This is a genomic window from Gordonia sp. VNK1, assembly GCF_040049135.1.
GTDB classification, from domain to species: domain Bacteria; phylum Actinomycetota; class Actinomycetes; order Mycobacteriales; family Mycobacteriaceae; genus Gordonia; species Gordonia oleivorans.
The window spans coordinates 1-26,027 of sequence record NZ_JBDZDJ010000011.1; the positions used below are offsets into that span (position 1 = coordinate 1).

Here is a 26,027-nt window from a genome sequence, read left to right on the forward strand (position 1 = left end):
ACTTTTTGCATCCTCGTGGGTGAGGCTGCCGGTGGTGAAGTCGAGTTCCGACAACAAGTCGATGGTGATGTCAAGTTCCCCCGATGTCATGTACACCACAATACGCCTCGTTGGCGGTCGGCGCAAGGGTTAGTTTTCTGAATCCTGTTGCTGTGCATAACGTTTGGTCTGTGGATGACTTGTTGTCGGCGGGATTTTCTTGTCGGTGGGGTGTGGTATGGGGCGGCGAGTTTCGTGGGAGGTGTTGTGGTGGTGGGGGTTCCAGCGTCATGTTGCGAGGTCTCGACTCGACCCTCCGCTATCGCTCCGGGTCGGCTCGACCGGCGGATTGGGGTCGGTTCGACCGGCGGGATGAGGTCCCTCGACCGGCGGGTTGGGGTCGGTTCGACTGGCGGGTTGGGGCCGCCTCAACCGTAATCTGAGCGCTGTCAGTGAGATACCAGGCGCTGTCAACGCGCGGTCGGGCGCTGTCACAGAGCGCGAGGCGCTGTCCACGGCCCCGGGCGCAGTGGGTGGCGGGCCGAGCGCGTTCGGGGAAGGAGTGGGTGCTGGCACACTGGTCGACGTGGATGTCCTTGCTGTGGTGTGTGTTCTTCTGCTGGTGATCGGCGGCCTTCTCGCGTGGCGCGAACCCCGTCGACTGCTGCCCGCGGTGTTCTTGGCGTCTGGTATGGCGGTCCTGGTGGCGGACGTGAGTCTTGACCTCATCTCAGGAACGTCGACTCTGACGGCTGCGTGGTTTCTGCTCGGTGCCGGGATGGTGGCGTTGCTCGCTGTCGCCGCGCTCGGTCTTGCGTTGATCGTCAACGGAGTTCGGCTGATCGGTCGCGAGGGTTTCGGCGTGACGATGTCGCTGTCGGCTGCTCTGGGGACTGTTCTGGTCGGCTACGCCGTATCGGTCGTCGTCGGCGTCATCGCCGGATGGAGTGACTCTTCCTCGAGCAACACGATTCTGCTGATCCTGCTGGCCCTTGCCTTACCGGCCGGCTACCTCGGCTTCGTGTTCGCCATCGTCGTGGGCTGGTCGTATCTCTACGTACGGTGGGGTGCGATCCGTGCGCGGCGGGAGTCGGTGGACGCCATCGTGGTCCTGGGTGCCGGACTGAAGAACGGCACCACCGTCGGTCCACTGCTGGGTGCGCGACTGGACCGCGCGCTCGAGGTGGCGCGGCGCTCACGCGAGCTGGGTGCCGACCCCGTCATCGTCAGTTCGGGTGGACGTGGATCGGATGAGGCGCGCTCCGAGGCGTCGGCGATGACGGAGTACCTGGCCGAGCGGGGTATGCCTGCCGACAGGCTGCTCAGCGAGGACCGTTCGACCGATACCGCAGAGAATCTGCGATTCTCGGCACAGATGCTGGTCGGCAACGACATTCGTGGAACCGCTGCGGTGGTGACGAACGACTACCACGTGTTCCGTGCGGCCACCATGATGAGAGAGGCCGGTATTCGTGGTTTCGGCACCGGCGCACCGACGGCACCCTACTTCATGCCGAATGCCGAGATCCGCGAGTACGTTGCGATCCTGCGTGATCACCGGTGGGTGACCGCGGGTGCCCTGGTGCTCCTCTCGATTCCGTTGGTGCTCGTGCTCGTTGGTCTGATCGCCTGAACGGAAAGTCGGGCGCTGTCAACGAGCAACCGGGCGCTGTCAACGTGCGCATGGAACGGCCCGGGTACGACGGCGGGGCGGCGCGTCGTACCCGGGCCGGGTCTGGGGTCGATCAGCTGTCGTGGATGATGACGCCGCGAATGTTCTTGCCGTCGCGGAGATCCTGATAGCCCTCGTTGACCTGGTCGAGCGTGTAGGTCTGGGTGATCAGTTCATCGAGCTTGAGCTGTCCGGCGTCGTAGAGGCGCAGCAGTTTGACGATGTCGTACTGCGGGTTGGCCGAGCCGAACAGCGAGCCCTTGATGGTCTTCTGGTTCAGCGTGAGGTCGGTTCCCGAAACGTGCACGGTGAGCTTCGTCGGGTCGGCGAGGCCGGTGATGACGACGGTGCCGCCCTTGCCGACCACCGCGGTCGCGCTCTGCACGACCTGCTCGTCGACGGTGCCGACGAGAATCAAGGCCTGATCGGCACCCTGACCCCAGGTGAGTTCGTTGACCTTCGCGGCGGCCTCGTCGGCGTCGGCGAAGGCGTGCGTGGCGCCGAACTTGATCGCGGTATCCCGCTTGAGGGCAACCGGATCGACGACCACGACGTACTTGGCGCCTGCCGATACCGCACCCTGCACGGCGTTGATACCGAGTCCGCCGATGCCGTAGATCACCACGGTGTCACCGGCGCGCACGCCGCCGGCGTAGACCGAGGTGCCCCAACCGGACGGCACGCCGCAACCGACCAGCACGGCCTTGTCCAGCGGCAGCCAGTCGTCGACCTTCACCACCGAATGCTGGCTGATGGTGGCCCGCTCGGAGAATGTGCCGAGCATGCACATCGCGCCGAAATCATCTCCACCGGAATGGAATCGGAACGAGCCGTCGGGCATTGAACCTTCCAGGATGGTGGCGCCCATGTCGCAGAGGTTCTGGCGGCCGGTCGAGCAGTATCGGCAGGTGCCGCAGTTCGGGATGAAGCTGCAGACGACGTGATCGCCGACCTTGACCTTGGTGACGCCGGGTCCGATGGCCTCGATGATGCCGGAGCCCTCATGTCCGCCGACGATGGGATAGCGCGGCGGGAGGTCACCGTCGGTGAGGTGCAGGTCGGAATGGCAGAGACCGGCCGCGGTGTACTTGATCAGGACCTCGCCTTCGCGGGGTTCGTCGAGATCGAGTTCGACGAGTTCGAACGGCTTGCCGGGTCCGGTGAGGACGGCGGCCTTGGTGGTGAGCGTCATGGATGACTCCTTCGTTGGAGGGTGAAAGGGGTTGTCAGAGTGCGATGTTGACGGCTTTTGTCTGGGTGTAGAGGTCGATCGCGGACGAGCCGAGTTCGCGTCCCCACCCGGACTGCTTGTAGCCGCCGAACGGCATCGCGGTGTCGAAGCCGTTGTACTGGTTGACCCACACCGAGCCGGCCTTGATCTGCCGTGCCGTCTTGTGGGCCTTCGACAGGTCCTGGGTCCAGATACCCGCGGCCAGACCGTAGATCGAGTCGTTGGCCGCGGCGGCCACACCGGTGTCGGCGTCGAACGGCATCGCCGCGACGACCGGACCGAAGATCTCCTCCTCGACGATCGAGAAGTGGGGTTCGACGTCGACGAAGACGGTCGGTTCGATGAAGAAACCCTCATCGCCCCAACGCTTTCCGCCGGTCAGGGCGCGGGCGCCGTCGGCCAGGCCGGCCGAGAGGTAGCCGGATACGCGGTCGAACTGTTCCTGGCTGACCAGCGGGCCGAGTTCGGTGGACGGGTCGAGTCCGGGTCCGATCTTCGCCTGCGAGGCGGCCTCGGCGACGGCGGCGGTGAAGTCGTCGAAGATGGGGCGTTCGACGAACAGCCGGGTGCCGGCCACACAGCACTGCCCGTGGTTGAACATCCAGGCGGCCACCGATCCGGCGACGGCCTTCTCGAAGTCGGCGTCGGCGAAGACGATGTTGGGGCTCTTGCCGCCGAGTTCCAGCGACACCTTCTTGAGGTTGCCCTTGGCGGCGTCGACGATCTTCTTGCCGACCTCGGTCGATCCGGTGAAGGCGATCTTGTCGACGTCGTCGTGCGCCGACAGCGCCGCGCCGGCGTCGCCGAATCCGGTCACGATGTTGACGACCCCGGGCGGGAATCCGGCCTCCTGGAAGACCTCGCCGAGCAGCAGTGCCGTGAGCGGGGTCTGCTCGGCCGGCTTGAGGATGACGGTGTTGCCCGCGGCGAGCGCCGGAGCCAGCTTGAACGCGGCCATCAACAACGGGAAGTTCCACGGCACGATCAGGCCGCACACGCCGACCGGCTCACGCAGGGTGTACGCGTGGAACTCGCCGCCGGGCACGAAGGGCATCGACACGTCGACGGTGGAACCGGTGATCTTGGTGGCCAGACCGGCGTTGTAGCGGAAGATGTCGGCCGACCAGGCGGTGTCGACGGCGGTGGCGATGGTCGCGGCCTTGCCGTTGTCGAGGGCCTCGAGCTGACCGAACTCCGCGGCCCGTTCGGTGAGGATGTCACCGACGCGCCACAGCAGCCGCTCGCGTTCGTTGGGCTTCATCCGCGACCACGGTCCGTCGAACGCCTCGCGCGCCGCGCGGACCGCACGGTCGACGTCCGCGGGTCCGCCGTGGGCGACCGAGGTGATGGTGCGGCCGTTGGCCGGATCGATCGTCTCGAAGGTCTGCCCCGACTCGGCCCACACCCACTCACCCCCGATCAGCATCTGACGGTCGGTGGAGATGAAATCCCGAACGCGGGGGAGAAGTTCGGTGGCGACGGCGGTCATGTGGCCTCCTGCTCGAAGCGGACGATCAGTGATCTGGGTCATAGATGCGGACCCGCTTCTATTTCTGCCATCGCATGAGTCCGTCGGCGTGTGCAGAAACTGAACACCCCGGGTGAACAGCACGTCGGTCGATCCCCGTCGCCGACACCTCCCGTGCGGCCGCCGATGGCCGCCTCGTTAGCGTGAGACAGCCCCGAACCGCACACGCGAGGAGATCTCATGTCCCGAACGACTCGACGGGATGAGCGATTCATGAATCGCGTGCTGCGCGGATTGGGGCCCGCCAGTACGGCCGGATCGGTGCGGGAGGCACTGCGAGCCGGTGTCGGCGCCGTGCTCGGCCTCACCGTCGTCGGCGCCGTACTGGTGACCTCCGGCGTCTCCCCGACACTCGGGTTCTTTCTGATCGCACCCTTCGGTGCGACGACCGTGCTGGTCTTCGCGGCACCGAACAGCCCGCTCGCGCAACCGTGGCCGACGGTGGTGGGCAGCTCCCTGTCGGCGCTGGTCGGGGTGGCGATCACCCTGCTGATCGACCCGGTGGTGCCGAGGGTGGCGCTGGCGGTGGGCCTGGCCATCGCGGTGATGATCGTGTGCCGCGCGGTCCATCCGCCGGCCGGGGCGGTGGCGATGAGTGCGGCCCTGGCGCCGGACACGATCCACCAGATCGGATACGAATTCGCCCTGGCGCCGGTGGCTCTCGGCTGTGGACTGCTGGTGGTGGTCGCCGCGGTCTACGGCCGGCTGACCGGCCGCCCCTATCCGTTCCGCCAGTTCGATCCGGTCCACGAATCCGACGAACGCGTCGGCCTCGACGAAGGCGATCTCACCGAGATCCTCGAGCGCTACCAGCAGTCGTTGAACCTCAGCGTCGCCGATCTGGCCCGACTCGTCGGGGCGGCCGAACAGCGGGCCGCCGGGCATCTCGCCGAACCCGTGCACGCTGCCGACGTGATGTCGCGCGACCTGGTGACCGTCGCACCGGAGTCGCCGCACTCCGAACTCGCCGAACTGTTCCGCACGCACCGGTTCACCTCGCTGCCGGTGGTGCGCGCAGACGGCACCTTCGCCGGCGTCGTCTTCCAGATCGACCTCATCGAATCCGTCGGTCTCGACCCGCGCCGGACCGGATCAGCGTTGCCCCCGCGCCGACGCGGTGGCCTCGTCACCGCCGCCGACGTCATGACGACTCACCTGCCGGTGGTCACCGCCGACACGCCGATCGCCGCGCTGCTGCCGCAGTTGTCCGATCACGGGGCGGATGCGGTGCCCGTCGTCGACGGTGACGAGATCGTCGGCATCGTGACCCAGACCGATCTGATCTCGGTGCTCGCCCGCCAGGCGATCGGCAACGGGTAGGCGAGCACCGGGGCGCGCCCAGATCCCGAGGGAGCGCATCCGGGCGTAGAGGGTGGTGCGGCTGATCCCGAGTTCCTTTGCCGCCCTGACCTTGTTGTGCTCACACCGCTCCAGTGCCGCGATGATCGCCTGGCGTTCGGCCTGTTCCAATCCGGCCAGATGGGAAGCGCGACTGATGGTTCGGTATCCCCGCGGCAGGTCGTTGAGTTCGACGGTGCGTGCCGACCGGGCGTGGCAGGCGGCCACCGCCTCGCCGAGAACGGTCACCAGTTCGGTCAGGTTGCCGGGCCACTCCTGGCACAGCAGCGCGTCGGTGGCGGCGCTGGACAGTGTGGTCCCCGGCGCGAGATCGGTGACCATCCCCGACGCGAGGGAGCCGAGTTCGGCGGTGCGTTGCCGCAGCGGTGGCAGCTCGATCCGTCGTGGACATTGGCCGAGCAATGCCGCCGCACCCGCGCCGATCTGCGAGGCGGGCCCGGCCACGACGACGATCGGCGTGAGTGCCCGCCCGACGGCGTGGCGTAGCAGCGACAACGAGCGGTCATCGAGCAACTCTGCACCATCGATGACCAGCGCGGTCCGACGTTCTCGTGCGCGGGCCAGCAGAACCGTGACATCGGGTGCCGCCCCCTCGATGAGCGACTCGGCGATATCGACGACGACCGGTGCGGACGAACCGCCGCCGAGTTCGGTTGCCACCGCGACCGCCTCGGTGCTGCGCCCCGTGCCGGGTTCCCCGGTGACCGCGACGGCGCCGCTCGTGTGCGGGCGGGTGTGCGTGACCCGGGTGGGCGCGTCACCGGCGAGATGCGGCCGCAGGAAGAACAGGGCCGCGCCGCGGGTTCCGGGCACCGGTTCGACCAGGATGTCGACGGCGGTACCGGCGCTCAACGTCAGCGACAGGCTCGTCTCGTGCAGCGCCGGATCCGCCAGAACCGCCCGCAACGCGCCGATGTCGGCGGCCGAGAGTAGCTCGGCGGCAAGGGTGTTGGTGAGTTGCAGGTCGTCGCCGAGGGCCGCGACGGCGATGTCGCGGCGCGGGGCGGCGCGCTGAAATGCATCGAGCACCCGGCGCTGATGGGCGCGGGACCGGTCCAGCAGGCGGTCGGCGATATCGGCGACGATGCCGGTCACGAATGGAACGGCGAGCGGGTTGGCCTTCTCGTTGACCTCGGTCATGCACAGGCTGCCGACGAGGCGTCGGGTCGCCGGATGGATGATCGGCTGACCGAAACAGCTGAGCCGTTTGAACTTCTCCAGATAGTGCTCGGAGCCGTTGATCATCACGCCGCGGCGGATCTCGGCGGGGGTGCCGAGTGCGGTGGTGCCGACCGATGATTCGGCGAACGGCACCCCGTGGGCCGCACCGGCATCGTCGAGCACCCGCTCGATCGTCGAGCCGGCGGTGACCCGGGAGATCATCCGGCACTCGTGGTCGACGAGCAACAGCGACATCTCGCTACCGGCGATCCGTCCCGCGGCCTCGTCGAGGACCGGTCGGGCCGCGTCGAGCAGCGGATCGGCCGAGGAGATGTCGACCGGGGCGGGCAGTGCATCGTTGTCGGGACGGATCCCGGACATGGCCGAACGGCGCCACGATGCGGCGATGACCTGACGTCGTGGGGCGTGCGTGAATCCGGTGGGTGTGTCGATGGTCACACGATGGCACAGATCCGGTGGTCGGCGAAAGTCTGCACACGGAGCCGAGGCCGTTCTTGTGCCGACATGTCACGAACCTGTGCCCAGTTCCCGGTGAGCCGCACGGCGCGACCCGGCATCCGGTGTGTAATCGAATCCGGCGTCCGCTCGGCCGGACACGAGATGCCAAGCAGAACGACGATGGGAGCACGCGGATGTGCACAGGAATCAGGGTCACCGCCACGAACGGGGACATCTTCTTCGGGCGGACGATGGATCTGGACATTCCGATGTTCGGGACGCCGGCCGGGATGCCCGCCGAACTCGACAACCTGGTCACGATCTCGACGTTCCCGGCCAACACCGAGATGCAGAGCCCACTGACGTCGTGGACCAGCAAGTACGCCACCATGGGGACGGGTGTCAAAGGCACGACCGTCCTCTTCGACGGCATCAACGAGAAGGGACTGGCCGGTGACCTCCAGGTCCTGATGGAGTGCACGAAGGCGTCGGCCGACGACATCGCGGCGCGCGGCCAGACCGGCGTCCTCGGTGAGGAATTCGTCAGCTTCATCCTCTCCCAGTACGCCAGCGTGGCGGAGATCCGGGAGGACTACGCGAAGTTCGCGCTCCTCGACCAGCCGTTCGAGGCCTTCGGTCAGAAGATCACCTTCCCGTTGCACTTCAGCTTCGTCGACACCACCGGCGACGGGATCGTGCTCGAGCCGGTCGACGACGGAGCGTTGAAGATCTACGACTACGCGGGCGTCATGACCAACAGTCCCGAATACGACTGGCACCTGGTCAACGTCCGCAACTACCTCGGCCTGTCGAACCTCGACCCCTCGACCGCCACGAAACTGCCCAACGGCTACGAACTGCAGCCCATCGAAGGTGGTACCGGCTTCGGGATGTTCGGTCTGCCCGGCGATTACACGTCACCGTCGCGGATGGTGCGCGCCCTGAACCTCTCCGCCTACCTCAAGCCGTTCGGGCGGGAGAAGGGAATCTCCCAGCTGTACGCCGCCTTCCGCACCGTGATCATTCCGCCCGGACTCGAGCACAAGGGCGACATCAACTCGTGGAGCGACTACTCGCGGTACTGGGCCGGGTACGACCTCGCCGAGCGGACCGTGTTCGTCCAGACCGGGGAGGGCCTGGCCATCACGTCCAAGAAGCTCGATACCTCGGTGACCAGCCCTACGTTTGATGCCATCGACACCTCGGACTACGTGCACACCGTGCACTGAGTTCCCGGTCAGCTGACCCTCACGGCGGTCATGTTCCAGGCGACGGTCCCGTTGCATGGTCCGCCGCTGATGGTCGTCGTCCAGCGGCCGGTCATGCTGGTGGCCGATTGCGGGGTGAAGTATTGCGTCGAGCGTGCGGGCTTCCACACCTTGGCGGCACCGGGCTGGTAGCAGTCCCACTGCCAGGAGAAGTCGCGTTGCCAGCGGGAGCCGGTCCACCGGTACGACGGCGGCCAGGGCACCGTCGGATTCGACGATGCCGGTCCGCTGGTCACCTTCGCGGTGCACCCGAACCACGAGCATGACGTCGACAACGTGTAGGTCGCCGAGAAGTCGGGTTCGGCCTGGCGGGCCGCGAGGCTGGTTCCCGTCTTGCCGGACGCCAGCGAGGTGATCTTCCAGGTGCCGGTCCAGTTCGGTGTGGCGGCGTCGGCGGCCGGGGGCGGCACCGCGAGGGCGAGGAGCGCTGCGGTGGCGATGGCGACGAGGAGCGAAAGCGCGCCGCGGTGAGACCGAATCGAAATGGACATGTGATGAGTATCACACTTTATGAACCGCAATACTCGATATTGTGACGGGTTGTGCCGTCACCAGGGGGAACGCCGGGTGCCCAACCAGAACACCGCGAACGACAACCCGGCCATGCCCACGAACACGATCACCATCGACAGCGTCATCGACAGGTAGCCCTGCGTACGCGGGTCGATGAACGGATACGGATACCAGTCGACGAAGGGCCCGCGGGTCAGTGTGTACACGCCGTAGACGAGGGGAACGAGCAGCCACGTCCACCAACTGTGATCGGGGAGGCGACGCGGCCGGATCACCGCCCAGTCGACGAGGAGAAGTACCGGTAGCAGGCGGTGCAGGACGTCGTTGATCCAGTCGATGTCGAGGTTGACGTCGATGTCGGACAACAAGAGGGCGTAGACGATCCCGGTGATGACCATCGCGGTGGTGACCGCACCGCGAATCCATTGCCATGCAGCGGAATCCGGGGCGGCCAGGGCGCCGACGGCCAGCACGATCACGGCCGCGACATTCGACAGCACCGTGAAGTAACTGAAGTAGTTGGCGAGACTGAAACCGGGCACGTCGGCCTGCTGGACCGGCAGGATGATGAGCGCGGCGGCGCCGAGTCCGGCCGCGGCCAGACGGAGCAGACGAACCCACCAGAGTTGCTCGGAGACACGGGACATGGCGTCGATCCTGCCATGGGTGAGGGCGGGATCCGCGTCGCCTCAGCGTCGCGCGCCGTGCCGCGCCGAGCGCCGCATCACCCCGGCCGCAATCGCCGCGAGGGCCGCGACACCGGCCGCGCCGCCGACGATCCACAGTCCGGGTCCGACGGTTGTGGTGTCCAGCCACTGCGAATACGGCGCGATGTCCGGATCGGTCGAGGCGACCGCGGCCCACGGGTCGCCGACCGCCCGTGCGGTGACGAAGCCCGCCACCGCTGCGACGACCACGCTCGCGATGGAGCCGAACAGGGAGATCGGCCGCACGCAGATCATCACCGCGGTCACGACCAGTGCTGCCCCGCAGATGGCGGTGATCATGCCGGGTGCGGCGTAGTTGGCGGTGGCCAGCTCGTCGAGGTTGCCCGCGCTGTCGCCGACGGTCGCCGCGCCGTGTCCGGAGATCGCGTAGCTGCGGCGTAGCCCGGCCTGGTCGGTGAAGGCGACGCTCACCCACACGAGCCGACTCGCGACGATCATCGCCACACCGGCCAGCGCGACGATCGCGGCGAATACGATCGCGGCGACCGAAGAGCCCGCCGATGACGGGGTGGTCGGGGCCGGTGCATCGGGGACGGCGGGTGTCGGAGCGCTCGGGTTGCTCGACGCGGCGACGGTGTGGGCGTGCGCCGGGTCGCGGCGTGCGTCGGTCAGGGCGCTGTAGGCCTGCGAGGGACCCGACCCCGGACCGGTGCCGAAGGCGCGTGTGGTGCGTTGCGGCGGAATGGGAGTCACCGGCCAGGGCGGGCGCACCGGAGGTCGCGGTGGGCGGTCCGCCGCACGCCGGGTGGGGTCGGGGGTTGACGGACGACCGGCGGCGAACCCGGCCGCGTCGGTGACCGGGAAGGACTCCGGGTGCCGCGGCGCACGGGACCGGTACGGGCCCGGGATCGGTTGTGTGCGTGACCGATTCGCCGGCATGACCGGGTCCGTCGGTGGGGTGGGTGCCAGTGCCGTCGCCGCGGTCTGCGGGTCGGGAACGGCGAGCACCGAGGTGAATTCGTCGGCGAGAGTTCGGCAGTCGGGATAGCGGCCGGCGGGGTCCTTGGCCAGCGCCGTGGCGAACACCTGGTCGAAGGCGGCGAGTTCCGGATGTGTGTCGGCGATGCGTGGAATGGGTTGGCTCACATGGGCGAGCATCAGCGCCGGAATCGATCCGGCCGTGAATGGTGGTGTCCCGGTGAGGAGTTGGTAGGCGGTGCACGCGAGGGAGTACTGGTCGGAGCGGTCGGTGGCGGGAGCGCCCTCGATGATCTCCGGCGCGCAATAGGACAGCGTGCCCACCACCGCATTCGACGCGGTCAGTGAGGTTCCCGGCGAATTCGCCAGTTTCGCGATGCCGAAGTCGAGGACGACGACCCGGTCGATGACGCCGTCGGCGGTGCGGGTGAGCATGATGTTGGCGGGTTTGATGTCGCGGTGGACCACCCCGTGACCGTGTGCGTAGTCCAGGGCGTCGGCCACCCGGGTGACCACCTCGCCGACCTCCGGTGGGGTCAGATCAGCGGTGGTCAGATCGTCGCCGTCGATGTAGCTCATCGAGAACCACGGGGTGTCCTCGGCGATGCCGAAATCGTGGATGGTGATGATGGCCGGATGTTCGAGTGTCGCGGTGGTGCGGGCCTCGTTGGTGAATCGGCGGGCGAATTCCTCGTTGCCGGCTCCGGCCAGCGAGATCACCTTGAGGGCCTGCCGGCGCAGCAGATGCGGGTGTTCGACGAGGTACACCTGCCCCATTCCGCCCGCACCCAAGGTGGAGATGACGGTGTATCCGGCGAAGGTCGATCCGGCCCGCAGTGTCATGGCCACGCCCCTGGCTGTTCGGTGATGGTGGCGTCGGTGTTGGTGGCGTCTGGCCAACCATGGCACATCGCCGATGGCGATGCCATCGACATTCATCTGTTTGACACCGCTCCGGAAACGGCCCGGTCGACACGCTCTACTACCGTGGTGCGCATGCGTGTGGCCACCTGGAACGTGAACTCGGTCAAGCAACGGATCCCGCGGCTGCTGCCGTGGCTCGACGAACGCGCACCCGACGTGGTGTGCCTGCAGGAGACGAAGCTCTCTGACGACGTCTTCGATACCGTCCTCGGACCCGAATTCACCGATCGCGGTTACGAATTCGCGCACGTCGGGCAGGGGCAGTGGAACGGCGTGGCGATCCTGTCGCGGGTCGGTCTCGAGGACGTGCGACGCGGTTTCGACGGTGCCCCCGGCTACCCGGATCCCGGCTCGGCGCCCGAGGCCCGTGCGGTGTCGGCGGTCTGCGGGGGGGTGCGCATCTACTCCCTCTACGTGCCCAACGGCCGCGAACCCGATTCCGATCACTACCACTACAAGCTCGCATGGCTGGCCAGGCTGCGTGCCGTCGTCGGCCCGGAGGCGGCCGGATCGATGCTGTGCGGCGACATCAACATCGCGCCCGCCGACGCCGACGTCTACGACCCCCGGGCGTATGAGGGCCACACCCACGTCACCGTGCCGGAGCGGTCGGCGCTGGCCGATCTCGAGGCGGTCGGCCTCACCGACGTGATCCGCGCGCGCTGGCCGCACGACCGCGTCTTCAGCTACTGGGATTACCGCGCCGGGATGTTCCACAAGGACCTCGGCATGCGGATCGACCTCATCCTCGCCGGCGCCGACACCTCCGGCCGGGTCGCGGCGGCCTGGGTCGACCGCGCGGCCCGCAAGGGCACCAAACCCAGCGACCACGCGCCGGTCATCGTCGATCTCGACGACGCACCCGACGGCGACATCGGTCCGATGGTGCCGCCGCCGTCGAATCCGGCCAAGCGGGGCGCGTCGAAGGTGAAGTTGCCGCAGTCGAAGGACTGACGATCGCCGGAACGGGCCATCGTCGACGCGGTCGCACCAAGAGTTCATCGTCGCCGGATGGCCGGGTTCTCCGCTGGTCAGTACCCTCGCGGCATGACAGTGCGTGAGGGCAGCGACACGACGCCGGACGTCGTTTCCGATGGCGGGGCGCGGCGGCGCGAGTTGGCCCGGCTGCGCGATCGGCTCACCGCGCTTCACCACGACGCGAAAGCCGCCGAAGTGGCTGCCGCCGAATCGATCTCGGCGGTGCATCCGTCCCATCGGGAGAGTGCGGCCAACATCGTGCACTACTGCGCGCTGCGGGCCCACGATCTGCGCGATCTGCAGTTGGACCTGTCGGCCCAGGGCCTGTCGTCGCTGGGGCGGATGGAAGCCGGAGTGCTGCGGAATCTCGACGCGATCATCCGCATCCTCGACGACGCGCTGGGCGATTCGGGCCCGGCCGCCGGCGATCCCGAGCCGGGCGAAGGTCATCCGCTCGCCGAGAACGCGGTGACCCTGCTCGGCCCGTCGCCGGCCCGTCGTCCGACGCGCATCATGGTGACGATGCCGTCGGAGGCCGCGGCCGACGTCGACATCGCGGCGCGGTGCGCGGCCGCCGGAATGGACCTGGCCCGCATCAACTGCGCCCACGACGACCCGGCCGCCTGGCGGTCGATGGCCGCCCACGTGCGCGCCGCGCGCGCCGACATCCGGGTGGCGATGGACCTGGCCGGACCCAAGCTGCGCACCGGGCCCATCGCCGCGGGACCGCAGGTGCTCAAGGTGCGTCCGACGCGCAATCTGCTGGGCGAGGTCCTGGTGCCGGCCCGGGTGTGGGTCGGCGACGCGCCCATCCGGTCGGAGGTACGTGACGCGGTCCCGATCGGTGATCCGGCCTGGCTGGCGGCGCGGTCGGTCGATGACGAGGTGCGACTCATCGACGCCCGCGGCCGGCGCCGGGTGCTGCGGGTCCTGGAGATCACCTCGAGCGGCGTGCTGCTGGGCACCGATCGCACCATGTACCTGACCCCGGGACTGAGACTGTGGTCCGGCGACGGACCGACGACGCAGATCGGGGCGTTGCCCGCGGCGCCGCAGGCCCTGCGGGTCTTCGCCGGCGACACCATCACCCTGACCGCCGATCTGACGCCGGTGACGCCCACCGACGACGGACACCACCGGCTCGGCTGCACCTTGCCGGAGGTGTTCGCGTCGGTGCGCGAGGGGGATCGGATCTTTTTCGACGACGGCAAGATCGGCGGCCTCGTCTCGTCGATCTCGGGTGTCTCGTCGATCTCGGGTGCCTCGGCGCCGGGGGAGGCCGCCGAGATCGTCGTCGAGGTGACGCGTGCCGGACTGAGTGGGACCAAACTGCGCGAGGCCAAGGGAATCAACCTGCCCGACACCGAGCTGCCGACCACCGCCCTGACCGCCGACGATCTCGACGCGCTGACCACCGTCGTCGACATCGCCGACCTGGTGAACCTGTCCTTCGTGCGCAGCGCCGACGACGTCGCCGACATGCAGACGCATCTGGCCGAGCTCGACGCCGACGATCTCGGCCTCGTGGTCAAGATCGAGACGATGGCGTGCGTCAAGGCCCTGCCGTCGGTGCTGCTGCAACTGCTGCGCACCCGGCGGGTGGGCGTGATGATCGCGCGCGGCGACCTGGCCGTGGAGGCCGGTTTCGAGCGGCTCGCCGAGGTGCAGGAGGAGATCCTCTGGTTGTGTGAGGCGGCGCATGTGCCGGTCATCTGGGCCACCGAGGTGCTCGATCATCTCGCCGACACCGGATTGCCCACCCGCGCCGAGATCACCGACGCCGCCACCGGCAATCGGGCCGAATGCGTGATGCTCAACAAGGGGCCGCACATCGTCGAGGCGATCGGGTCGCTGGACCGGATTCTGTCCCGGATGACCCGTCACATCGACAAGAAGCGACCGCTGCTCAGGCGGATGTCGGCGTGGGCGCCGCGGGTCGACTGAACCCGGCCTCGATCGCGAAAGTATCGGTGCGCAGCGCCGTGGTTCCCGCGGCGTGTCACCATTGCCAACTATGCCGAACAGACAACGGCCCGTGCCCGCGTGGTACGGCGTCCTGACCGAACGTCGGGGAGGGCCGCTGTTACCGCGACGAGCGGCGTCGCGGCTGTCGGCCTACGTCTACGGCAACATCCTGGTGTTGGCCGCGGTGGTGCTCGCCTCGTCATCGACCATCGACGAGGGGCACGCTCCGCTGATCGTCCTCGGGACCGGCGTGACCACCTACATCGCGCACGTCTTCGCCGATCTGCTGGCGCACGCGAACGTCCCGGAGGCGCACGAGGAGGAACACGGCGGCGAGTTGAGCCGGGAACAGGTTCGCGGGCTGGCCGTCGACGAACTGCGCGACGCGGTGCCGATCATGTCCTCGGCGGTGTGGCCGGCGATCGCGCTCACCCTCGGCTATCACGAGTTCATTCCCACCGAGGCGGCCCAACTGATCGCCGGGGCGATCGTGGTGGCGCGCATCGCGTCGGTCCCGATCGTCACCGAGCGGGTGCGGGGTAATCAGCTCGACGCCCGCGTGGTGGGCGCCGGGCTCATCGCCGCCGTGGTGGCCGCCGTGATCGTGCTGCTCAAGACGCTGATCGGGCATTGATCATGCGGGATTGCCGCGGGCCCCGACGACGTTGTGTGTGGTCAACAGATCACCTGCCGATCATCTCGGGTTCTCTCCCGGTTGGTTCCCCGGATCCGATTTTTGACCTGTGCAAACCCGATCGGTAGAGTGGATCGTCGGTGCCTGGCGTACGTCGGGCCAGTCCGTGTGCCCTGCCGACGGAGCCGTGACGGTGATGTCGGACAGCGTGTCCCATGGGTACTCCCACCATGTGATGGGGTCACCGGGCTGACAAGCGAGACCGCTGTCGGGTGTCTGACACGCCCGACCTCGGGGTAGCGATAACTGTACTGACCAGGGCGAAAGCCTTGGTGGGGCGAGTTGTGGAGGTCGTCGAAAACCTGGTTTCGGCCGGTTTCGGGGACTTGCCCGGAGCACCAACCACGACGACAACGAAATGAAGCCGACCGCGCTTGTCGCGGCCGGATGTGCCGACAAAGGAAGAACTGAGCTCAGTGCCAACAATCAATCAGCTGGTCCGCAAGGGCCGTCATGACAAGGCTGCGAAGAAGAAGACCGCAGCCCTCAAGGGGAGCCCGCAGCGTCGCGGCGTGTGCACCCGCGTCTACACCACCACCCCGAAGAAGCCGAACTCCGCTCTCCGTAAGGTCGCCCGTGTGCGCCTGACGAGTGCCGTCGAGGTCACCGCGTACATCCCGGGTGAGGGTCACAACCTGCAGGAGCACTCGATGGTGCTCGTGCGTGGAGGCCGTGTGAAGGACCTGCCGGGTGTGCGTTACCGCATCATCCGCGGCTCGCTGGACACCCAGGGTGTCAAGGACCGCAAGCAGGCCCGCAGCCGCTACGGCGCAAAGAAGGGGAACTGATAAGTCATGCCACGTAAAGGCCCCGCACCCAAGCGTCCCCTGATCAACGACCCCGTCTACGGATCGCCGCTGGTCACCCAGCTGGTCAACAAGATCCTGCTGGACGGCAAGAAGTCGACCGCCGAGCGCATCGTCTACGGTGCCCTCGAGCAGGCCCGCGACAAGACCGGCACCGATCCGGTCATCACCCTCAAGCGTGCCCTCGACAACGTCAAGCCGACCCTCGAGGTCAAGAGCCGCCGCGTCGGTGGCGCCACCTACCAGGTGCCGGTCGAGGTCAAGCCCGGCCGCGCCAACACCCTGGCGCTGCGCTGGCTGGTGACCTTCAGTCGGCAGCGTCGCGAGAAGACCATGGTCGAGCGTCTCGCCAACGAGTTGCTCGACGCCTCCAACGGTCTCGGCGCCTCGGTGAAGCGCCGCGAGGACACCCACAAGATGGCCGAGGCCAACCGGGCGTTCGCGCACTACCGCTGGTGACCCCCCGCTGCGCGTGATCGCGGAACCACCACGATCACGCGCGGCGTAAGCCCGCAAGTCTCAACAGCAATTCCCGAAGGGAAACCAAGTGGCACAGGAAGTGCTCAGCGACCTGAAGAAGGTCCGCAACATCGGCATCATGGCCCACATCGATGCCGGTAAGACCACCGCGACCGAGCGAATCCTCTACTACACCGGTGTCAACTACAAGATCGGTGAAACCCACGACGGTGCCTCGACCACCGACTGGATGGAGCAGGAGAAGGAGCGGGGTATCACCATCACCTCCGCTGCGGTGACCTGTTTCTGGAACAAGAACCAGATCAACATCATCGACACCCCCGGCCACGTCGACTTCACCGTCGAGGTGGAGCGCAGCCTGCGCGTGCTCGACGGTGCCGTTGCCGTGTTCGACGGCAAGGAGGGCGTCGAGCCCCAGTCCGAGCAGGTGTGGCGGCAGGCCGAGAAGTACGACGTCCCGCGTATCTGCTTCGTCAACAAGATGGACAAGCTGGGCGCGGACTTCTTCTTCACGGTCAAGACGATCGAGGATCGTCTCGGTGCCAAGCCGCTGGTTCTGCAGCTGCCGATCGGCGCCGAGGACAACTTCGACGGCGTCGTCGACCTGATCGAGCAGAAGGCGATCACCTGGCGTGGCACCGTCGAGATCGGCGCTGCCCCGACCATCGAGGAGATCCCGGCGGATCTGGTCGATCAGGCCGCCGAGTACCGCGAGAAGCTGCTCGAGACCGTCGCCGAGAGCGATGAGGCGCTGCTGGAGAAGTACTTCGGTGGCGAGGAACTCTCCGCCGAGGAGATCAAGGGCGCCATCCGCAAGCTCACCATCGCGCGTGAGTTCTACCCGGTCATCTGCGGTTCGGCCTTCAAGAACAAGGGCGTGCAGCCGATGCTGGACGCGATCATCGACTACCTGCCGTCCCCGCTGGACGTGCCGAGCGTCGAGGGTCACGCGGTGGGCAACGAGGAGGAGATCCTCTCCCGCAAGCCCAGCGCGGATGAGCCGTTCTCGGCTCTGGCGTTCAAGATCGCCGCTCACCCGTTCTTCGGCAAGCTGACCTTCGTGCGTGTGTACTCCGGTCACATCAGCGCGGGCACCCAGGTGCTCAACGCCACCAAGGGCAAGAAGGAACGCATCGGCAAGCTCTTCCAGATGCATGCCAACAAGGAGAACCCGGTCGACGAGGCCTGGGCCGGACACATCTACGCGATGATCGGGCTCAAGGACACCACCACCGGTGACACCCTGTGCGATCCGAGCGCGCCGATCGTGCTCGAGTCGATGAGCTTCCCGGACCCGGTCATCAACGTCTCCATCGAGCCGAAGACCAAGTCCGACCAGGAGAAGCTCGGCACCGCGATCCAGAAGCTCGCCGAAGAGGATCCGACGTTCTCGGTGAAGCTGGACGAGGAGACCGGCCAGACCGTCATCGGCGGTATGGGCGAGCTGCACCTCGACATCCTTGTCGACCGCATGAAGCGGGAGTTCAAGGTGGAGGCCAACGTGGGCAAGCCCCAGGTGGCCTACCGTGAGACGATCCGTCGTCCGGTCGAGAAGCACGAGTACACCCACAAGAAGCAGACCGGTGGTTCCGGCCAGTTCGCGAAGGTCATCATCAAGCTCGAGCCCCTGGTGGACGCCGAGGACGGTGCGACCTACGAGTTCGAGAACGCCGTGACCGGTGGTCGCGTCCCGCGCGAGTACATCCCGTCGGTGGATGCCGGTGCGCAGGACGCCATGCAGTACGGCGTGCTCGCCGGCTATCCGCTGGTGAACCTCAAGGTGACGCTGCTCGACGGTCAGTACCACGACGTCGACTCGTCGGAAATGGCCTTCAAGATCGCCGGTGCGCAGGCTCTCAAGGAGGCTGCCAAGATCGCGAACCCGGTGATCCTGGAACCGATCATGGCCGTCGAGGTCACGACGCCCGAGGATTACATGGGTGACGTGATCGGCGACCTGAACTCCCGCCGTGGCCAGATCCAGGCCATGGAGGAGCGCAGTGGTGCCCGTGTCGTCAAGGCGCAGGTTCCGCTGTCGGAGATGTTCGGCTACATCGGCGACCTCCGGTCGCGGACCCAGGGCCGGGCAAACTACTCCATGGTGTTCGACTCCTACGCCGAGGTTCCGGCGAACGTGTCGAAGGAAATCATCGCGAAGGCCACCGGCGAGTAATTCACTCGCCCAAGGGCTTTCACGACGCACTCCCTGGCCTTTCGGCGGGGCGGGCGAGAAAACCAAAGAAAAATCCCCTGCTGGGATCCGCCCAGCAGGCAACAAGTCCAGGAGGACAATCAAGTGGCGAAGGCGAAGTTCGAGCGGACCAAGCCGCACGTGAACATCGGCACCATCGGTCACGTCGACCACGGCAAGACCACCCTGACCGCGGCGATCACCAAGGTCCTGCACGACAAGTTCCCGGAGCTCAACAAGAGCTTCGCGTTCGATCAGATCGACAAGGCTCCCGAAGAGAAGGCTCGTGGTATCACGATCAACATCTCGCACGTGGAGTACGAGACCGAGAAGCGTCACTACGCTCACGTCGACGCCCCGGGTCACGCGGACTACATCAAGAACATGATCACCGGTGCGGCTCAGATGGACGGCGCGATTCTCGTGGTCGCCGCCACCGACGGTCCGATGCCGCAGACTCGTGAGCACGTGCTGCTGGCCCGCCAGGTCGGTGTGCCCTACATCCTGGTCGCCCTGAACAAGGCCGACATGGTCGACGACGAAGAGATCATCGAACTCGTCGAGATGGAGGTCCGCGAACTGCTGGCCGCCCAGGAGTTCGACGAGGAAGCCCCGGTCGTCAAGGTCTCGGCACTGAAGGCTCTCGAGGGTGACCCGGAGTGGGTCAAGTCCGTCGAAGAGCTCATGGACGCGGTCGACGAGTCGATCCCGGATCCGGTCCGCGAGACCGACAAGCCGTTCCTGATGCCCGTCGAGGACGTCTTCACCATCACCGGCCGCGGCACCGTGGTCACCGGTCGTGTGGAGCGCGGCGAGGTCAACGTGAACGAGGAAGTCGAGATCGTCGGCATCCGCGAGAAGTCGCAGAAGACCACCGTCACCGGTATCGAGATGTTCCACAAGCTCCTCGATTCGGCTCAGGCGGGCGACAACGCCGGTCTGCTGCTCCGCGGCCTCAAGCGTGAGGACGTCGAGCGTGGCCAGGTCATCGTGAAGCCGGGCACCACGACCCCGCACACCGAGTTCGAGGGACAGGCCTACATCCTGTCCAAGGACGAGGGCGGCCGTCACACCCCGTTCTTCAACAACTACCGTCCGCAGTTCTACTTCCGTACCACCGACGTGACCGGCGTCGTGACCCTCCCCGAGGGCACCGAAATGGTCATGCCGGGCGACAACACCGAGATGAGCGTCAAGCTCATCCAGCCGGTCGCCATGGACGAGGGCCTGCGTTTCGCCATCCGCGAGGGTGGCCGCACCGTCGGTGCGGGTCGAGTCACCAAGATCACCAAGTGATCGTCTGACTCACTGAGTCGAAAGGGCGCCCCAACCACGAAAGTGGTTGGGGCGCTTTTTGCTGTGCGTGATTTCTACCGCGACGTTCCCGCGCACTCAATCCCTTCCCGCGCAACGAGATGAGTACGCGGGAAGCGAATGGTTGCGCGGGAAACCGTGTCTGGTGCCGGGCTCTTGCCCGGCCGGTCGGCTCAGGGCTTGTTGGCCGGCCAGTTGTAGATCAGATCCAGCAGGCCGGTGCCGTTGCCCTTCGAGGTCTTGGCCGTGCTGTTGATCAGATAGTAGGTCTGGCCGACACCCGACCACACGGCACCGACCACCTGATGCTCCATGCTCTCGGTGGTCGGGAGGACCTTGTTGAGCTCGTAGAACAGGTTGGGTAGCGCGCCGGTGTACTTGACGACGCGGAACCATGCGTCCTTGCGCAGCGGTGTCTTGTGCCGGTCGTTGATCCGCAGTTTGACGTTGGCCTGCGGACTCATCCAGTCGCTGATCTTGGTGACCGGCTGGATCTGCCGAAGATCCTGGAATGTCGGGTAGTTGACCTGCGCCAGATGGATGTGGAGCTGGTCCTGACCGCGTTTGTCCTTGGAGTTGACGCCCAGCGCGATCGGCGACGACGGCTTCGCCGGGACATTGGCCACCGCCTCGCGCCATGCGGCGGCCCACCAGTTGGGCGGTGAATGCAGCAGGTAGCTGCATTCGATCCCGGAGATGCGGTTGGTCGGGATCAACAGCAGGTCGGTGTTGGAATGCGGATTGTCCCCGCCATGGCGAATTGCGTAGTACCGGTTGGGAGTCGACGAGATCTGCCGGACGTAGTCGTTGCTGCCGGCATTACCGGGGGTGCGTCCCTTCACCTGATCCCACAACCAGAATTCGCTTCTGCCGGTGCTCGCCACCGAGTCGTTGGGGTCTCCGCACCCGGCCGGCGGGGCACCCCACGCGATGCCGGCGGCGCCGGTGCCGGCCACGGCCCCGATGCCGATGGCCGCCGATGTCGTCAGAAAGGTCCGCCGGCTGACGCCGCGTGGCTGGTTGTGGGATGTGTTGTCCATGCTGCTCGGCCCTCTCGCCGATGAGCCACCGGCGTGCTCGTCTGAGCCGATAGTGTGCCACCGTCGCGGTGGCGGGTTGCGGGGATTGGCAAAATCTCCCTCAGCGTTTACTCAGCTTTGACGGCGACGGAGCAGTCGGCTGCGCAGTGATGCAGGCCGGTGATCGGTGACCGGCGGTTCCCACGCGCCGACGGCGATCAGATGCTCGGTGAACGCACCCGCCTCCTCGTCACCCGGCCGTCGGGGCCGGCCACGCGCCCACTCGACGAACAGCTCACCGAACCGGCATCCCAGCTCGGCCCGGGCCAGCGGCAGCCGGCGCGCCACCTCGCCGGCCCGCTTGCGCAGCAACGCCTCCTCGGTGATCAGCAGGCGGTTCGCGTCGACACCCGCTGGTGGGGCGCCGCCCGCCACGAGGGCGCGCACCAACTCCTCCTGGCGTTCGGCGAGCGTACGGCGACCGTCGGTGCTCACGACGCCGCCCACCAGCCGCTGCCCACGGTGACCCGGTCCATCCCGGCGGCATCGGCGATCGCGTCCAGCTCGGCGAGCAGTTCCCGCGCCGGGGGATAGGCGCCGTCACGTTCGAGCATGAACGCCGGGGCACGCCCGGTCGCGGCGAGCCGGGCGACGAGATCGAGGACGGGTGCCGGGACCGGGTCGGTGTGGGTGTCGTGATACACCGTCCCGTCCGACGATCCGCCGGCCACGTGGCAGTATGCGATGCGTTCGGTCGGAATCCGGGCCAGCTCCACCGCCGGGTCGGTACCCGAATTGAGCGCGCACGCATACACATTGGCGACATCCAGGAGGAGATACACCCCGGTGCGTTCGATGATCTCGGACACGAATTCTCCTTCGGTGTATTCGTCCTCGGGCCAGGTGAACAGGGCCGCGATGTTCTCCACCGCCAGCGGCACCGGGAGGCTCGCCTGAGTGCGGATGATGTTGGCGCACAGCACGTCCAGCGCCTCGCGGGTGCGCGGGACGGGCAGCAGGTGCCCGGCCTCGAGGCCACCGGCGCGGACGAAGGCGATGTGCTCGCTCACCAGTGGGGAGCGCAGCCGCATGGCCGCATCGGCCAACACCGCGATGCGCTGATCCGATACCGGTTCGGCACCGCCCAACGACAGGCCCACACCGTGCGGGATCACCGGGACAGCAAGTGCCACAAGCGGATCGATGTCGATGTGGGCGACGGTCTCGGCGATCACCTCGCAGAATCGCAGGCCGGGAAGGTCGGCGACGACGGCGGCGATCTCGGGCCGCCAGCCGATGCCGATGCCGCCGATCGGGCTCGGGTCCATCGGAGGGGTCGGTCGGTCAGCCACCGCAACCACCTCCGCCGCCACCGCAGCTGCTCGAATTGCTGCTGCCGCCACCGCAACTGCTGGAACCGCCGCCGCATCCGAAGAATCCGCCGCCGTCGGAGCCGCCGCCATCGCCGAGGAATCCCCAACTGGTGGTGCGCCGGTGGGTTCTGCGCGGTGCCGGGGCGGTTGCCACGCGGGCGATGGTCGGTCGCGGTGCGGTGGTCGGTAGCGGTGCGGTGGTCGCCGGCAACGCGGCCGGGTTCGCGGCCAGTCGCGCATCCACCAGCGACATCGCCTCGGCACCGAAAAGTGCTGTGGCAAGCGCACAGTGACGTATCCCCATGGTGGTCAGGGCCGGTCGCCACCGCGGCTCGAGAAGGGTGTTCGCCCGCCGGTGTGCCGACAGTGTGGCCGCTCCCCGGGCGGTGAGGCGACGTGGGCGGATCAGGCAGTACACGGCCACCGCGACGAGGCAGGCCACCATCAGCGCGAGGTAGCCGATCGGCTTGCGGTTGGCTGCGCCGGCCACCATCCGCGCCGCGCCGAGAAGGATTGCGGGAGTGAGGATGCCGATCCCGAGCGCGCGTGGCCGGGAGTACAGCAGGCCCTGCTGTGACATGGTGAAACGCAACTCCCGCAGGGCAATCGCCGCGTCGCGCACCGGGGCGGTCGTCGTCCGGGGGAGACGGAGGTGCACCGCGCGGACGAAGGTGTCGTGGACCGCCTTGTCGATCTCGCCGAGCTCGCGGGTCGCTCGCCCGGTGGAGTCGATCAGACCGGCCGCGCGCAGTTGGGTGACGGCGGCGAGGACGGCCCGCTCGTCGGAGATGAGCATGCCGACCTGCGCGGCAGTGAGGTCGTCGGTGTCGATGCGGGTGGCGTCTGCCGGCAGGCGGCGAATCACGACGACGCACACGGCCGTCGCGGCGACGATCGCGTAGATCGCCAGGAAGGTGGGACCGGGGATACCCCAGGTGTCGGGTCGGGTCATGAGAGTGCACCGCCTTTCGGGTAGGGGGCAGGGCCGGGGCGGCGACGCCGCCTCGGGGAGGATCACGGCAATGACGCCATGGGTTCACGCGAGCGAACGGACCTGTCGATCGACGAGGTCGGGGAGATTGATGTGGTTGGTGCGCAGCGTGTTAGGTGACGAGAGGTCAGACGTGGGTGACGCTGCGGGCCGCGACACCGGGGGCCTGATGATGGCTGAACTCGGTGTCGGCGGGTTGGCAATTCATCTTCTGGCCACCTCCTCGGTGTCGTGTGCCGTCTCCGCGTGGGAGACGTTGTCCGTCAGGTGATCTCAGTATCGGGACGATCGGCGGATTCGCCACACCGGGGTGGCCTTCGCGGCCGTTTCGTGACCTTTTGCACCGGAATCTCTCAGAATCGCGGAGCCGGGCGTAGGCTGGGCCGCATGTCGATGTTCGGCGTCGAGGGGACCGGGCCGAGATTTCCGAGCTATCTGCGCACGTTCCTGCCGACCTTTCTGTTCGTCATGGTGTGCGGCATCGTCGGGCCGATCTTTCTGCTCATGTACTTCGTGATCGACGAACCGGATACCGAATGGATGCTGTGGTCGGGTCTGGGCATCACCATCCTCGACGTCGTCATCGCGGTCGTGGTGTCCACGGCGGTATCGCGGTCGCGGGTCCGGGCCACCCGGCTCCGGGCGACCGGCGTCGTCGCGGTGGCCTACATCCGGTCCATCGAGCAGACCAACGTCACGGTCAACGATCAGCCGCTGATGCGGCTGGGATTACGCGTTGAGGGCCGCGGCGTGGTGCCGTTCGACAAGGTCATCACCGCGCGGGTTCCGATGTACCAGCAACCGATGCTGCACGCGCGTCGCCTCGCGGTGCTCGTCGACCCCGAGACCCAGGACATCGAGGTCGACTGGCAGGGATCGGCACTGCTCGCCGGAACGGTACCCGCGGTGTTCTCCTCCAGCGCCGACGGTCGCACTTACGATCTCACCGGCAACGTCGATGCGCTGACCGAGATCATCACGATCCTGCACCGCCACGGCATCACGGTGCAGGGCTCGGTCGACCTGCGGAGCGATCCGGTGGCACGCCGGGAGGTGATGGACGTGGTGATGCGATCGTCGGGGGCCGTGACGCCCGTCGGTGTCGTCGGCCCGGCGCGCTCCGCGGTCACTCCGCCGCTCTCCGTGGTCACTTCGACGGCATCGGCGCGCGGTCCCGAGCAGCGTCTCGCCGAACTCGACGATCTGCGCCGCCGCGGCGTGATCACCGAGGCGGAGTACATGGCGGCCCGAAAACGGGTCATTGACGCACTCTGAGAGACCTCAGGAGTCACATTAGTAACATCCAGTCGCAATTGCCACTTGGGTAACTGACCGATCTCAATGTCGGCGCCGCATGGTCACAGCCCTGGTCGCCGGGGTTAGGGGCGGCTTACTGTTCGGCGGTGCGTTCAGTTCTGAGGCGGTCGGTCCACAAACGTCGGGGCCGACGAATAGTGGCTGCGGTCATCGCTCTTGCGGCCGTGGCGGTGACCATGGCCGGCGGTGTCGGCGACGCGGAGGCGTCGACCTTCAACCGGATCAGCGTCGGCGGATGCGGCATGCCCGCGAGTCCCGTCGACATCCGGAGCCGGGCCGGCAACTACAAGACGGTCATCGCCCTGGACGGTCTGCGCGCGACCAGCGACATGAGCGGGTGGCGGCACGAGACCCGGATTCAGCGCCTGGCCAATTCCGGCGTCAACGTCGTGGAACCGGTCGGCGGTCTGGCCAGCTTCTACACCAACTGGGAGAAGGCCAGCCCCGGCAACAAGGTCCGCTACCGCTACATGTGGACCTGCCGGCTGGACCGGATCGTGGCGGCCCTCGACGCGCGTGGCCTGGCGGTCGGTCCGTGGCACAAGTACGCGATCATGGGCATCTCCATGGGCGGCGGATCGGCGATGATCTACGGCGCCTACCACCGGGCCCGCATCTCCCACGTCTTCTCGATGTCGGGATATGTGAACCTGTCCGCGCCGACGATGCGGGAGGCCATCCGGCTGGCGCTGATCGACGCCGGCGTCGAGGCCGGGGTCGGTCCGTTCGACGCCGACTCGATGTGGGGACCGCCGTGGAACGAGCGGTGGGGCAAGAACGACGCCCTGGTGCAGTTGCCGCGGATGCGTGGCATGAAGATCCGGGTGGCCGCCGGATCGGCGACCTGGGGGCCCTACAACACCGATGCGGTCAACTCGGTGAAGGGCACACCCCTGGAGATGGTGTCCCTCGCGCAGTCGCGGGCCTTCGAGGTGGCCGCGAGCCTGCAGGGTATTCCGATCACGACGGACTTCCCCAACGTGGGGACACACACGTGGGGTTATTGGGAAGACATGGTCTGGCGGGCGAAGAACGCCGGATGGTTCAGGGACCGCTGATCGTGGACAGGTGCCGACAGGGGATGCGGCACCTGACCGCCAAACGATGAGCGGCTGCGTTGCGGCACACCGTCGACGACGCGGCACCGGACCTCGTACCA

The 26,027-nt window shown here is 67.2% G+C and carries 21 protein-coding genes and 1 pseudogene; 12 read left to right on the plus strand and 10 right to left on the minus strand.

Annotation, left to right across the window (positions count from 1 at the left end):
* The first annotated feature begins 565 nt into the window (after window positions 1-565).
* Window positions 566-1,612, plus strand: a complete 1,047-nt coding sequence (locus tag ABLE94_RS14810; RefSeq protein ID WP_348805637.1) for a YdcF family protein — start codon at window positions 566-568, stop codon at window positions 1,610-1,612.
* A 112-nt stretch (window positions 1,613-1,724) separates the two neighbouring features.
* On the opposite strand, the gene ABLE94_RS14815 is transcribed toward ABLE94_RS14810, so the two are convergent.
* Window positions 1,725-2,843, minus strand: coding sequence for an NDMA-dependent alcohol dehydrogenase (locus ABLE94_RS14815; protein ID WP_348805636.1), 1,119 nt, complete (start codon window positions 2,841-2,843; stop codon window positions 1,725-1,727).
* Between the two features lie 34 nt (window positions 2,844-2,877).
* Window positions 2,878-4,371, minus strand: coding sequence for an aldehyde dehydrogenase family protein (locus tag ABLE94_RS14820; protein WP_348805635.1), 1,494 nt, complete (start codon window positions 4,369-4,371; stop codon window positions 2,878-2,880).
* Between the two features lie 252 nt (window positions 4,372-4,623).
* On the opposite strand from ABLE94_RS14820, the gene ABLE94_RS14825 reads away from it, so the two are divergent.
* On the plus strand, window positions 4,624-5,730 hold the full coding sequence (locus ABLE94_RS14825) for an HPP family protein (protein ID WP_348809123.1): 1,107 nt from the start codon (window positions 4,624-4,626) through the stop codon (window positions 5,728-5,730).
* Between the two features lie 45 nt (window positions 5,731-5,775).
* Here ABLE94_RS14825 and ABLE94_RS14830 read toward each other — a convergent pair.
* A pseudogene (locus tag ABLE94_RS14830) lies at window positions 5,776-7,389 on the minus strand (sigma-54-dependent Fis family transcriptional regulator); the annotation flags it as partial.
* A 194-nt stretch (window positions 7,390-7,583) separates the two neighbouring features.
* On the opposite strand from ABLE94_RS14830, the gene ABLE94_RS14835 reads away from it, so the two are divergent.
* Entirely contained in the window at window positions 7,584-8,618 is a 1,035-nt protein-coding gene (locus ABLE94_RS14835; RefSeq protein ID WP_348805633.1) for a linear amide C-N hydrolase, read from the plus strand.
* An 8-nt stretch (window positions 8,619-8,626) separates the two neighbouring features.
* Here the strand turns inward: ABLE94_RS14835 and ABLE94_RS14840 are convergent, their stop codons facing one another.
* Genes ABLE94_RS14840 through ABLE94_RS14850 form a run of 3 tightly spaced genes read right to left on the minus strand, consistent with a single transcriptional unit; the run spans window position 8,627 to window position 11,659 of the window.
* Window positions 8,627-9,148, minus strand: coding sequence for an Rv2253 family sensor-like surface protein (locus tag ABLE94_RS14840; RefSeq protein ID WP_348809124.1), 522 nt, complete (start codon window positions 9,146-9,148; stop codon window positions 8,627-8,629).
* 57 nt (window positions 9,149-9,205) lie between these two features.
* A complete protein-coding gene (locus ABLE94_RS14845) occupies window positions 9,206-9,817 on the minus strand; it encodes a Pr6Pr family membrane protein (protein ID WP_348809125.1) in 612 nt (203 codons plus the stop codon).
* A gap of 42 nt (window positions 9,818-9,859) precedes the next feature.
* A complete protein-coding gene (locus ABLE94_RS14850; RefSeq protein ID WP_348805630.1) occupies window positions 9,860-11,659 on the minus strand; it encodes a serine/threonine-protein kinase in 1,800 nt (599 codons plus the stop codon).
* A 153-nt stretch (window positions 11,660-11,812) separates the two neighbouring features.
* Between ABLE94_RS14850 and ABLE94_RS14855 the strand changes: the two genes are divergently transcribed.
* From ABLE94_RS14855 to tuf, 7 genes are all read left to right on the plus strand, one after another.
* Entirely contained in the window at window positions 11,813-12,694 is an 882-nt protein-coding gene (locus ABLE94_RS14855) for an exodeoxyribonuclease III (RefSeq protein ID WP_348805629.1), read from the plus strand.
* Between the two features lie 93 nt (window positions 12,695-12,787).
* Window positions 12,788-14,662 (plus strand): pyruvate kinase, encoded by a 1,875-nt coding sequence (locus tag ABLE94_RS14860; protein ID WP_348809126.1) that lies wholly within the window; start codon window positions 12,788-12,790, stop codon window positions 14,660-14,662.
* Between the two features lie 70 nt (window positions 14,663-14,732).
* The gene (locus tag ABLE94_RS14865; protein ID WP_348809127.1) at window positions 14,733-15,317 is read left to right on the plus strand and encodes a hypothetical protein; all 585 of its coding nucleotides are present in this window, start codon (window positions 14,733-14,735) and stop codon (window positions 15,315-15,317) included.
* 476 nt (window positions 15,318-15,793) lie between these two features.
* On the plus strand, window positions 15,794-16,165 hold the full coding sequence (rpsL, locus tag ABLE94_RS14870) for a 30S ribosomal protein S12 (RefSeq protein ID WP_348805624.1): 372 nt from the start codon (window positions 15,794-15,796) through the stop codon (window positions 16,163-16,165).
* Window positions 16,166-16,171: 6 nt separating this feature from the next.
* Complete coding sequence (gene rpsG, locus ABLE94_RS14875; RefSeq protein WP_348805623.1) at window positions 16,172-16,642, plus strand: 30S ribosomal protein S7; 471 nt, start codon at window positions 16,172-16,174, stop codon at window positions 16,640-16,642.
* Window positions 16,643-16,730: 88 nt separating this feature from the next.
* Window positions 16,731-18,836, plus strand: coding sequence for an elongation factor G (gene fusA, locus ABLE94_RS14880; protein WP_348805622.1), 2,106 nt, complete (start codon window positions 16,731-16,733; stop codon window positions 18,834-18,836).
* A gap of 123 nt (window positions 18,837-18,959) precedes the next feature.
* Window positions 18,960-20,150 carry an elongation factor Tu gene (gene tuf / locus ABLE94_RS14885; RefSeq protein WP_348805621.1) on the plus strand — a complete coding sequence of 397 codons (1,191 nt, stop codon included), beginning with the start codon at window positions 18,960-18,962 and terminating at the stop codon, window positions 20,148-20,150.
* A gap of 191 nt (window positions 20,151-20,341) precedes the next feature.
* Here the strand turns inward: tuf and ABLE94_RS14890 are convergent, their stop codons facing one another.
* From ABLE94_RS14890 to ABLE94_RS14905, 4 genes are all read right to left on the minus strand, one after another.
* On the minus strand, window positions 20,342-21,208 hold the full coding sequence (locus ABLE94_RS14890) for a CDP-diacylglycerol diphosphatase (protein WP_348809128.1): 867 nt from the start codon (window positions 21,206-21,208) through the stop codon (window positions 20,342-20,344).
* Window positions 21,209-21,319: 111 nt separating this feature from the next.
* On the minus strand, window positions 21,320-21,682 hold the full coding sequence (locus tag ABLE94_RS14895) for an SCO6045 C-terminal-like domain-containing protein (protein WP_348805618.1): 363 nt from the start codon (window positions 21,680-21,682) through the stop codon (window positions 21,320-21,322).
* The gene (locus ABLE94_RS14900; protein WP_348805651.1) at window positions 21,679-22,515 is read right to left on the minus strand and encodes an MbnB/TglH/ChrH family RiPP precursor modification enzyme; all 837 of its coding nucleotides are present in this window, start codon (window positions 22,513-22,515) and stop codon (window positions 21,679-21,681) included. Before ABLE94_RS14900 ends, ABLE94_RS14895 begins: the two co-directional genes overlap by 4 nt.
* Before the next feature lie 16 nt (window positions 22,516-22,531).
* Window positions 22,532-23,512, minus strand: coding sequence for a TIGR04222 domain-containing membrane protein (locus tag ABLE94_RS14905; protein WP_348809129.1), 981 nt, complete (start codon window positions 23,510-23,512; stop codon window positions 22,532-22,534).
* A gap of 426 nt (window positions 23,513-23,938) precedes the next feature.
* Here ABLE94_RS14905 and ABLE94_RS14910 point away from each other — a divergent pair, with 426 nt between their 5' ends.
* Together ABLE94_RS14910 and ABLE94_RS14915 are read left to right on the plus strand one after the other, a co-directional pair.
* On the plus strand, window positions 23,939-24,826 hold the full coding sequence (locus ABLE94_RS14910) for an SHOCT domain-containing protein (protein ID WP_348809130.1): 888 nt from the start codon (window positions 23,939-23,941) through the stop codon (window positions 24,824-24,826).
* A gap of 218 nt (window positions 24,827-25,044) precedes the next feature.
* Entirely contained in the window at window positions 25,045-25,926 is an 882-nt protein-coding gene (locus ABLE94_RS14915; protein WP_348809182.1) for an alpha/beta hydrolase, read from the plus strand.
* The last annotated feature ends 101 nt before the right edge of the window (window positions 25,927-26,027 follow it).